This is a genomic window from Nostoc sp. MG11, from assembly GCF_014904695.1.
Lineage (GTDB): Bacteria > Cyanobacteriota > Cyanobacteriia > Cyanobacteriales > Nostocaceae > Komarekiella.
On record NZ_JACXXN010000094.1, the window covers coordinates 1 to 8,133 of the forward strand.

At 39.9% G+C, this 8,133-nt stretch carries 13 protein-coding genes; 4 read left to right on the forward strand and 9 right to left on the reverse strand.

Features of this window, described 5'->3' with window-relative positions; translation table 11 throughout:
* The 8 genes from HCR01_RS36020 to HCR01_RS36055 all read right to left on the reverse strand — a co-directional run.
* The coding region (locus HCR01_RS36020) for a helix-hairpin-helix domain-containing protein (protein ID WP_193200693.1) at positions 1–1,156 on the reverse strand (1,156 nt) is incomplete at its 3' end.
* Positions 1,157–1,340: 184 nt separating this feature from the next.
* Positions 1,341–1,715, reverse strand: coding sequence for a hypothetical protein (locus tag HCR01_RS36025; RefSeq protein ID WP_193200694.1), 375 nt, complete (start codon positions 1,713–1,715; stop codon positions 1,341–1,343).
* Between the two features lies 1 nt (position 1,716).
* Positions 1,717–2,115 (reverse strand): hypothetical protein, encoded by a 399-nt coding sequence (locus tag HCR01_RS36030; protein WP_193200695.1) that lies wholly within the window; start codon positions 2,113–2,115, stop codon positions 1,717–1,719.
* Positions 2,116–2,195: 80 nt separating this feature from the next.
* Positions 2,196–2,534, reverse strand: coding sequence for a hypothetical protein (locus HCR01_RS36035; protein WP_193200696.1), 339 nt, complete (start codon positions 2,532–2,534; stop codon positions 2,196–2,198).
* 327 nt (positions 2,535–2,861) lie between these two features.
* A complete protein-coding gene (locus HCR01_RS36040; protein ID WP_193200697.1) occupies positions 2,862–3,113 on the reverse strand; it encodes a hypothetical protein in 252 nt (83 codons plus the stop codon).
* A gap of 39 nt (positions 3,114–3,152) precedes the next feature.
* Positions 3,153–3,398, reverse strand: coding sequence for a DUF5348 domain-containing protein (locus tag HCR01_RS36045; protein WP_193200698.1), 246 nt, complete (start codon positions 3,396–3,398; stop codon positions 3,153–3,155).
* Positions 3,398–3,703, reverse strand: coding sequence for an HNH endonuclease (locus HCR01_RS36050; RefSeq protein ID WP_193200699.1), 306 nt, complete (start codon positions 3,701–3,703; stop codon positions 3,398–3,400). The genes HCR01_RS36045 and HCR01_RS36050 overlap by 1 nt, the downstream gene beginning before the upstream one ends.
* A 31-nt stretch (positions 3,704–3,734) precedes the next feature.
* Positions 3,735–4,685, reverse strand: a complete 951-nt coding sequence (locus tag HCR01_RS36055) for an RNA polymerase sigma factor, RpoD/SigA family (RefSeq protein ID WP_193200700.1) — start codon at positions 4,683–4,685, stop codon at positions 3,735–3,737.
* Positions 4,686–5,367: 682 nt separating this feature from the next.
* Here HCR01_RS36055 and HCR01_RS36060 point away from each other — a divergent pair.
* The 4 genes from HCR01_RS36060 (at position 5,368) to HCR01_RS36075 (ending at position 7,727) form a co-directional block, all read left to right on the forward strand.
* Positions 5,368–5,817: a hypothetical protein gene (locus tag HCR01_RS36060; RefSeq protein WP_193200701.1), complete on the forward strand. Its 450-nt coding sequence runs from the start codon at positions 5,368–5,370 to the stop codon at positions 5,815–5,817.
* Positions 5,817–6,221, forward strand: coding sequence for a hypothetical protein (locus HCR01_RS36065; protein WP_193200702.1), 405 nt, complete (start codon positions 5,817–5,819; stop codon positions 6,219–6,221). The genes HCR01_RS36060 and HCR01_RS36065 overlap by 1 nt, the downstream gene beginning before the upstream one ends.
* A 162-nt stretch (positions 6,222–6,383) precedes the next feature.
* A complete protein-coding gene (locus HCR01_RS36070) occupies positions 6,384–6,776 on the forward strand; it encodes a hypothetical protein (RefSeq protein ID WP_193200703.1) in 393 nt (130 codons plus the stop codon).
* Between the two features lie 366 nt (positions 6,777–7,142).
* Positions 7,143–7,727 (forward strand): hypothetical protein, encoded by a 585-nt coding sequence (locus HCR01_RS36075; protein WP_226890028.1) that lies wholly within the window; start codon positions 7,143–7,145, stop codon positions 7,725–7,727.
* An 82-nt stretch (positions 7,728–7,809) separates the two neighbouring features.
* Here the strand turns inward: HCR01_RS36075 and HCR01_RS36080 are convergent, their stop codons facing one another.
* Positions 7,810–8,085, reverse strand: a complete 276-nt coding sequence (locus HCR01_RS36080; RefSeq protein ID WP_193200705.1) for a hypothetical protein — start codon at positions 8,083–8,085, stop codon at positions 7,810–7,812.
* Positions 8,086–8,133 lie beyond the last annotated feature (48 nt).

The window sequence follows — 8,133 nt, forward strand, 5'->3', positions numbered from 1 at the left end:
CCATTGCTTGCCACAGAGAGACTATGGTGTGGGTGGTGAAAGTTTTGCCGCAACCAGGGCCACCAGTCAAAATCATCACCCTTGAATACGCAGCCATCTCTACAGCTTGGCGTTGCTGCTCTGAAAGTTGGATTTTGCGACTGTTGGTAAAGCGGTCGATCCAGGCACGAACACGCGGCATATCTTGTGCAACTGGTTGGCTCAACATGTTGTGTATTAATTGAGCAAGGTTCTGTTCAGTGTGAAAATAAGTTGGTTTGTAGCACAGCAGTGTTTGGTCTTCGCCCCTCTCTCGGATGAGGTCATCTTTGAGTGCCATGTCTTTTATAATGTCAGCGATCGCGTTTTCTTTCGGTTCGTGCGATTCTGTAGTCAGTAGTTTGATAACATTCTTTAGAAGTTCCGGTTGTGGCAAATAGCAATGCCCATCGGCAGCAGCTTCACCTAAAACATGAATTAAACCGGCACGATACCTAAACTCACTGTCTGGTGCAACTCCCAAGTTAAAGGCAATCTTATCAGCAGTGAGAAACCCGATACCGTAGATGTCAGTAGCTAACTGGTAGGGGTTGCTGGTAACAGTGGCAATCGCTTCATCTTTGTACTGCTTGTAAATCTTAACTGCATAGGTGGTAGAAACACCATGCCCTTGCAAAAATACCATCACCTCTTTGATGGCCTTTTGAGTTTGCCAAGCAGTTTGAATTAATTTGATGCGTTTTTTAGCAATGCCTTGAACTTCAACTAGGCGCTCGATTTGGTTTTCAATAATCTCCAGAGTTTCCAAACCAAAGTGAGCAACAATCCGTCTTGCTGTGACGGGGCCCACGCCTTTAATTAGTCCGCTGCCCAAATACTTCTCAATCCCGGTGAGAGTGGCAGGTTTGGTTTCTCGGTAGTTGACGACTTGAAACTGTGGCCCAAACTGGGGATGATCACGCCAAAAACCAGTTAGTTGCAGTGTTTGTCCTGGCTGGATATTAGCAAAGCTGCCGACAATTGTCGTTAACTCTTTGGCACTGGGGCGAGTTAACCGCGCCACAGTATACCCCGACTCCTCAGAGTAGAAAGTCAGGCGCTCTACTACTCCTGTTATTGTTTCTTGGGGAGGAGAAGCATTAATTTGTTGGTGAGGAGGGTTTGGTAGAGTGGACATTATTTGCTCAAACAATGCCTTGTGCAGTCATCACAAAGTTGTACCTTAAAAGTAATAAAAGCCTAATATAGTACATATATACTAAAATATACTATGGAATTGCCTACTGTTACAAAGTATCCAAATATAAAGCATCCAAAAAACAGATACCATGCCCAAACGCGACAGGCGATCGCTTCCTTAATCAATTTTGTGGATAAATCTCGACAAATCCAAAAGGTGCAATCATCCAAAAGTGTCCATTCCACTCAAAAACGTCTCCTATAACTGTTGAGCGCTGGGAATTACTAACTAGCATTTCAATTTCTGAATACTCACTCCATAATTTTTCTTTCTTTTGAGCATATCTATTTTGGGTAAATGAGTATACTACATCTAAAAAATGTTGAATATCCTCATCCTCAACTTCTGGAACATCATTTAAGTGTAGCTTGGCGACTAGAGATAATTCTTGTAATCGGATAATAGGAATATCCCCACCATGCAAAAAAATTGTATATTCTTTATCCGACTCTTTAAAAGTCCTAGTATTTAAGTAAATGTTAACAGTGTGGTTCATATTAACAGTACTTTTGTAATAAAGGATAAAGTGCTGCTGCAATTATCTCGAATTCTTTCCCATCTGGATAGGGACAAGCAATTTCCTCACCGTCTTCATTTATCCATGATTTACTATTGAATTCAAAGCTTAATATCTCTCCTCGCCACCATCCAGATAGCAAGAGTCGATTGTTTCCATAACTTACTGTGAAATCTATTTTTTTATCGCGGTAAAAATCATCAGTTGGATTTGATGGACGGCTACGTGAGCCAACAAATTCCTCTGTATAGTAGCCTTGAAAATCAATATTAATATAATTGTCTTTGATTTTAGAAACTACCTTGAACCGCCTGTGTGGATAATACTGTATAGCAATTTGAGATACTGTCAGTTCAAATTCCAGTGGCAGTGGTTGCATTTGCTTCAATTCAAAGAGGTGATGGGATGATGTCTAACGACAAGCCCGGAGATGCTCCGCCTCCGCTATTTGTACAGCAATCATTTTTGTGGGTAAATTTCAACAAACCCCAAGGGAGCAATCATCCAGTAGTGACCATGCAATTCAAAGACATCTCCTACACTAGTTGAACGTTGATCGCCTGCTGCTAGTAGCTCTACTTTGGGGTGCTTATACCAGTCTTTTTCTCTAGTTTGAGTTGAATAGTATGCTGCATCTAAAATGTGTTCTTCTTCAACATCTTTTAGATGAAGTTTGGCAACTAAAGCTAATTCTTTAAAGAGAATAACAGGAATTTGCCCTGCATTTAAGGCAAATGTATATTTGTCATCTGAGAAGAGTTTATTATTTAGATAGATGTTAATAATGTAATTTGGCATTTTCTCCATTTCGTCACTCTACGGCATTCTCTTGTGCTTCAGGTACCCACCGCCCTTTTGAAAAAGCCCATCCTTTTGGCATAGGCTCTTTGCCATTCCTCCACCTACTTACCACTTCAATTTCTACTCCCTTTAATCTTGCGAATTGAGTGCTAGAAAGCCCTTCATTGTGTCCAGCCGCGTCCCTGATCATTTTTTCTAATGCTTGTTCACTCATCAATCAAAATTCTCTTTTTTGTACGATGGATAAACCCTGATAAATGCAAAAGCTTGTTTTCCGCCTCTGTCAGGGTCAAATTTCCCTTTTCTTAAATCTCTATTGAAAGTTTACCCCCCTTTGCCCTCGTCACTCTTATAATTCATTGCTCTTGGTTTCCTTTTCTTAAGAGGGACTGTTGATTTCTTAGGAGCCTGTGGACGACGGCATTGTTCACAGTAGAGCGGTCGCGGGCCAAAAGTTTCGCGTTGGGTTGGCTGCTGGCACTGCTGGCAAACAAAGTTGAATGTGCGCGTGTGAATCTCGCGTTTGTGCGCTCTGACGGTGTACTCTCGGACTTCGATAATCTTGCTGCTTGGCATTAGTTCTCTTTGTGGCTCTGCTTCTTAAACATAATTTTTCTAATTGCTAATAGGCTCGAATCTACACATTAGGTTTGAGAAATCCTCAAAAATCTCCTCGCCTTCGGGCTTAAATGCAATTAAATACCAGCGAAGTTTTCCTGCTTCTGTGTAACACTCACAACGGGCATCGTACCAGTGTCCGTCTACAAGAACTTTTAGGCAATCGCCTGCATGAATCGGCTTATTCATGAGATAGGGACGAGTATCGCCACTTTCTTTTCGTATTTCTAATGGTTCTGTCATTACCAACCGTCCTCTAGAAACAGAGACAACTGCCCTGGTGAGATATTACCCCGTCCGAAGCGATGGTAATCAAGGTGGCAACTACTGCAAAGGCAAATCAAGTTCTCGATCCTGTTATCAGAGGGGTCGAAGTTGTAGTGATGTACCTGTAGGTTATATGCCCGACGTTGTGATAAAGTCCAATTTGGTGGTTGATCACCAGGACGCAAGCAGGCTCGACCGCATTTAGTACAATGCCAATCTGAGGCATTCTTTATAGCAGTGGCAATTTCTTTCCAGTCCTTGGAGTAGCGAGTTCGACTCATACAAATATTTGAGAGCAGCAACACAATTGCACTAATTAACAAGATACTCTTTGATATTATCTTGATGGCGACGAAGAATTTTCATTGCTTGCTGTTCAATTTTACCAACTCGTTCTCGACTGAGTTTGAGGCGTTTTGCGATTTGGTTTAAAGAAAGTGGGCGCTCATCCCCCAATCCAAAGCGTAAAGTTAAGACTTCTCGTTGCTTCTCCTTTAACAATGCCAGTAACTTGCTCAAGTCCTGATACAAAAGTTCTTGATTGATTTGCTCCAAAGGAGAGTTGTCAGGCACAGGTAAGAGATTGATTAATTCGGTTTCTCGTTCGGCTCCGACTCGCATTTCCAAAGAAACTGGATTTTTCGAGACATTCAGAGATTCCCGAATCAAAGAAGGCTTGAGTTTTAGAGACTCCGCAATCTCCGTCACGGTAGGACGACGACCGAGTGATTGAGACAGTTCTCGCTCTTGGTTCTTGATTTTATTAAGTCTTTCGTTAAGATGAATTGGCAGTCGAATAGTGCGAGACTTTTCTGCGATCGCTCTTGTGATGGACTGGTTAATCCACCAATACGCATAGGTTGATAACTTATAGCCCCGGTTAGGATCAAACTTTTCAAGACTGCGCTGTAAACCAAGTGCCCCTTCTTGGATCAAATCAGGAAACTCTAGATTACGGTTTTGGTATTTTTTAGCGATCGCCACTACCAGCCGCAGATTAGCTATCACCATTTTTTGCTTAGCCCGTTGCCCCTGATGAAGGATTTGGGTTATTTCAGCTTCGGTTTTGCCCAAAGTTGCTGCTAATTGGGAGTCGGTTGGTTTACGGCGCAGCTGTTGTGTTTGTTGCTCTCTTGCTTGTTCAATTGCAATCATCTGTTGTACTTCTCTTGCGTATGCAATTTCCTGAGAGGGAGACAGTAGAGGGTAGCGACCGATTTCTTTGAGGTAAACGTGAACTAGATCGGGAGTTGCACTAGTCATATTTTTATTAATTGTGATAATTTCTCAGCTTTGGGCTACAAAACATTGGTGCAAACTAATGTTTTATAGATTAGTTAAACACCAATAATTCAACTACTAGAATATTTGATATTGGTGTTGCCCACTATATACATATTACTTGAAAGTGCTAATTAAGTAAACGTAAAAAGCTTTGCTTTGAGATTGAAGTCTCTATTATAATCAAAGATAAACCGCTACGCTACATTGAAATTAAAGTCTGAAAGCTAGCCAAGTGATTTCTTCTATATAAGCAAGAGAAACCGCTACGCTTGATCGAGATTGAAGTCTAAGATTAGCTGAACAATCTCTCTTCTATTCAAAGAGAAACCGCTACGCTTTATCAAGATTGAAGTATGAAACTAGATAATTCATCTCTCTTGTCTAAGCAAGAAAAACCGCTACGTTACATCGAGATTGAAAGATTAAGCTTACCTCGCGCTGCCTTGTTAAAAGCCTCTTCATTTGAAAACAAGGTCTGAAAACGTATTTATAAAGAAGGGTAAGAGGAAAAGGTAAAAAGCGTACTTCGTCCCGCTACGCTAATGCTCTTTGTGGGCGACCTATTCACCCCTTTTCCCTTTTCCCTTTAACCTTTTCCCCTCTTTTTTATAGAGATGTTTTTGAGAAATTCGTAAAACTACAAAAAGCTAGGAGAAAATAGATGAACGTTCAAGACGTACTTACTTTGGCTATTAAAGCTATCTTTTGGGCATTTGTCGGGATTATAATGTTTCAGTTTATTACTGAACTTTTCGTTACAACCAATGTCAATAGCACAATGATTTCGATTAGCTTGCCAGATGTAATCAAAGAATTCACTCTAGTTGTAGCAGAAGTAGTAATCGCACCACAATCACAGGCTTTTGAACAAATCCCTGACCCTTGGGAGTTAGAATCTGATAGTTACAATAGTACTAATTCAACTGTTGCAGTCATTCTCCCATTCCCTACATTGAGATTACTGCCACCAGTCAAAGAAATCAAGCCAAAATCAAAATCAGCTACTCGTTCTAAGAAAACTGAGCCAGTTGCAAAAAAGAAAACAACTAAAAAGACTGAGGCGACACCAACAGCGAAGCGCAAGCCAGGTAGACCACGCAAAGTTGCATAATGAATTCTACATATTGTTGTTTAATGGTTGCTTTGGATCACATTCCGAGCAACCACTTTTTGTTAGAGGTAGCAAGAGATGAAATAACTATTGCCGTCAAATGTGCCAGGGAATACGAGTTAACTTGGCATTCTATCATCTGGATTCGCTCAAATACCCGAACCAAAAGAAGGATAAGAGAGCAACTTAATCATCTGGCTTTTGATTGTTATACCCACTTATTGGAAGTAGTGGATTACTTAAATCAGTATGCAGACTTGATGAATGAACAAAGTTACCGACCAGCCAAATGGTGGGATGAAGTTAGTTGTAGTTTGTACTTAGCTTACATCTCAATCAATAGAGAAAATAAGCGGGAAATATCAGCTAGACAGTTAAGATTGTTCGAGATTAACAGTCCTTGATTAGAGGTAAAGAGCGTAGCAAAAATAAACACTTTTAGTTCAGAATAAATAATTTTAATATGAGTATAAACTGGCTTTCAATTTCTTACTTTTCTTGAAAAAGAACGCTACGCTGATTTGTTTTGAAAACAAAACAGTGACTTCTTTGGTCAGGAGTAAACAATGAAAGTCTCTATAGTTGCAATCATCTCTGCCTTAACAGTTTCGTTTGTGACTGAAATTTCTCTAGCGGGTTCCAGTCGTCGGACTTTAGATAGTGGGACGGTGATTATAACCTGTAACAACAATAGCGGCAGATCCGAAGCTCAATTCCAATTAATTTCGTCTGTTGGAACTATTGGAGTTCTTGACTTTGATTTGAAGTTTAACAATGGGGAAAATATAAAAGTCTCTACTCCTACTCAAGTGAGGAAAAGTATTACAGGATTTAGAGACGCTAGAGGGTTGGCTAGTCGAGTAACAATAGTAGGACAAGCTTATGGGTTTGATAATAACTCAAACCCATATACGTATATTATCCCATCATTGGATGCTGTCTGTGATCACAACTTTTGAACACCAAATTTTGGGGAGTAGATGTTTTCAGTAGCTATCTAATTCAGGAAATGCTTGATATTATACTCAAAATGTTCGGTCAGTTGTAAAATTACTAGTATCTAACAAATTAGACATTTATCGACTGATAAATGTCTAATTTGTTCTGATTTTTTGTCCCTTAAATAATTTAATCATGTTCGATGTCTCAAAAATAAAAGAAAAACAGCCGTGGGCATTACATATTTCTTGTAATTCGCACATCGATTTTGTGTTTGGGTTTTACTTGAATATGGGCTACAAGTACCTCCCTTTAACCACCATAGTTCTGTTAATAAATCACTGCAACCCCCATTAGATGCTCTTAGTTGGTATACTTGGCTAAATTTGGTTGTAGCGACACAGGATGACCGATTAAACTGGCATATTCCAGACATATCTTCAGAGGTGTCAAGGCGATTGTCCAGAAGCAGACAATTGATGCAGCAGTACTGGTCGCATCTAGCCCAAGGAGTAGAGTTTGCAGGTGAAATAGCTGATCCAAGTAGAGTATTTGACTCTCAAGCCCCACAATTAAATCAATATTTAAACTGGCAATCAGAACAGTATCAACAAGCCATGAATCGGGTTGGCTCATTATCTACAGACACTACCCCGGCAATAGTTTGGCATGGTGAACCAAGTATACGAGTGCAGCTTGAGTCCTTATGGACAGTCTATCAAGCAACCCCTAAAGACACGAATCGATTAGAAGAACTTGAAATTATAGACCTCTTCTACCAAGACCTGAAACATCAATTTAGTAGTAGAATACCAACTTTGAAAGTTTACCTTGTGCAATATCCCACACCTATATTTTTCCCGGTTTCCCCAGTATCAATTTTAATTTCACAGGTCAAAGATTTGCCAGAACAAGATTTGCGAGATGGAATCTTTCAGGCTACTGAAAGTTTACTGAATTTCGGTGCATAGACGAATTAGTGCATCAGCTGATTTTTGGATTGCTGAAAAATAGTGTTCCCGATCAAACGCAATGCTTTCTTGCGATCGCTAACTACAATTCCATGCCACCAGACCTAACTGGCGATAATAGTTGATCAACTTTGGCATTAGCTTGTTCAAAAGTTTGAATTATATCTGGAGATACTTTATTAGTTTGGACTTTACCTGATTGCACACTTAAAACTACATCTCCATTTTTTTGAGAGATGATTAGATCTTTGCGCTCAGGGTTTAAAAATATATCATAAATTTTTCCTTTGACCTGAAATGAACCATCTGAGGCTGTGTTGCAAAAATAGGTGCCTAAGCAAGTGTTATATTCTTTCAAGAGACTGAAATGCTACAGAGATGAACCCAAAACAACCATTTAAATGGC